2 protein-coding genes are annotated in these 2,101 nt (G+C 64.3%); one reads left to right on the top strand and one right to left on the bottom strand.

Annotated elements, in window-relative coordinates; translation table 11 throughout:
• On the bottom strand, positions 1-222 hold a 222-nt coding region (locus JCM19049_RS12435), incomplete at its 3' end, for a hypothetical protein (RefSeq protein ID WP_279403130.1).
• A gap of 275 nt (positions 223-497) precedes the next feature.
• Between JCM19049_RS12435 and JCM19049_RS12430 the strand changes: the two genes are divergently transcribed.
• On the top strand, positions 498-1,955 hold the full coding sequence (locus tag JCM19049_RS12430) for a TPM domain-containing protein (RefSeq protein WP_054821747.1): 1,458 nt from the start codon (positions 498-500) through the stop codon (positions 1,953-1,955).
• Positions 1,956-2,101 lie beyond the last annotated feature (146 nt).

The following is a 2,101-nucleotide window of genomic DNA, read 5'->3' as shown; positions in this document are numbered from 1 at the left end:
GGAGTGCTGCTGGTCAGCGGCCGAGTAGTAGTGGCTGGCCGTGGGGTATTGGGTGGTGGGCGCTCCGCTGTCGTGCTGGGAGCCGGCTGCCGAGCGCGGGTTTGGCTGGTTGGCATCCTGCGGGGTCACCGGTTCCCCGGCGTTGTGTGCCGGCTGGCCCACGCGCGGTTCGTGGTCCCCGCCCTGGTCCGGTTCCCTGGGATCACTCGGTGACTGGCTCATGGTTGCCTCTCTAGTTCTCTTCGATCTCTTGGTAATTATTATTCCGATGCGAACTGTGGCCTTAAGCGGGAGAAACTGAGCAGCCGCTGTGAGTTCGGCGCAAGTCAACACGGCCAACCCGGGCTTTACCGGTCTTACCCTATGGAATCACGAAAATTCGTGGCACGGTCCTGAATTCGCCGAACGGGCACGGGTATTGTGTAACTCATATCCGCATGCAGATCTGAGTAAGGACGAAAATGCGACGTACCGCACGGGGACTACTGGCGGCGGTCGTGACCGCCGTGGCCATGTTGTTTGCTCTGGCGCTGCCCACTCATGCCGAATCCCCGGTGGATATTCCTCCGGGCAGCTTCGTGGTGGACAACTCCGGGGTGCTGGGCGGCGGTGAAGCCAACGAGCTGGAGGAGGAGATCTCCAAGCTGCGCTCCGAGACCGGGGTGAGCCTGTTCGTGGTGTTCGTCGATCAATTCAGCAATCCGCAGGATCCGCAGCAATGGGCCGCCGACGTGGCCGAGCGCAAGAACATGGGCAGCAATGACACGATTTTGGCGGTGGCCACCGAGCAGCGCCAGGCCCAGTTCCTGACCTCGCAAAGCGGACCGCTGGGCGGCGCCGGTCAGCAAATCTATACCCAGTACATTGCCCCGGAACTGAACAACCTCGATTGGCTGGCCGCGGCCGAAGGTGCCATCAACGGCATTGAGGATGCCGCCAGGGGCACCGGCTCACGCGGTGGATCCTCTGGCTCGGGTTTCTCCCTGGTGCCGATCCTGCTGGTTTTCGCCGGCGTGGCCGTCATCGGCTACTTCGTCTTGTCCCGCCGCAGCAAGAAACAGGTCCGCCGCGGTCAGGCCCAGCCCAACCAGCCGGTCCAGCCGGCCATCCCCCTGGACCAGCTGCGCAAGCAGGCCGACCACCTGCTGGTGGCGGCCGATGACTCGATCCGCTCCTCCGAACAGGAACTGGGTTTCGCCGAGGCGCAGTACGGCTCCGCGGCGATTGCCACGTTTACCCAGGACCTGTCCAAGGCCAAGGAGCACCTGCGCGAGTCCTTCAAGCTGCAGCAGCAGCTGGATGACGAGATCCCGGACACCGAAGAAGACCAGCGTTCGTGGCTCAACGAGATCATCCGCAGATGCCAGGAGGTCAATTCGAGCCTGGAAGCCCATGCCGCGGACTTCAAGTCCCTGCGTAAGCTGGAAACCAATGCGGAGAGCCACATCTCCGAGCTGGAGGCAGGACTGGAGCCGTTGAATCAGCGGTTGTCCCAGAGCGTTGCCCTGCTTGAGGACCTCTCCCAGCGCTACGCCCCGGAAGCCACCTCCCAGGTCTTGGATAATGCCTCGCAGACCTCCGAGCGCATCAGCTTCATCCGCTCGGCGCTGAACCAGGCCCGGACCGCGATCCAGAACGGCGAACGTTCCCAGGCCGCGGTGCTGGTGCAAAACGCGGAGGAAGCCCACGATCAGGCCACCGGCCTGCTGGATGCGATTGCCAAGTCCAACGAGGCGCTGACCAACGCCGAGGCGGATCTGCGGGCGGCAGTGGCCGAGGCCGAGCAGGAGCTGTCCCAGGCCAAAGCGCTCATGGGCGCGCAGGGCGGACAGCGGTTGGCCGCCCCGATAGCATCCCTGGAAACTGCCCTGGAATCCGTTAAGCGCTCCATGCGGCAGGGCAAGCCCAACCCCTTGGCCCTGATCGCAGCCCTGGACGAGGCGGGACAGCGTTGAGCAATGAGCTGGGAACCCTGCGTGAGAAGGATGAGCAGGAACGTCACGCCCGCTCCCAGCTGCAGTCGGTGCTGCGCACCGCCGAATCGCGGATCAACGGCACCGATGACTACATTCGGGCCCGCCGCGGGGGGTGCGTTCCTCGG

It is taken from the genome of Arthrobacter sp. JCM 19049, assembly GCF_001310435.1.
The sequence above is the reverse complement of the archived record's forward strand: the minus strand, read 5'-3'. Positions and strand labels throughout refer to the sequence as shown.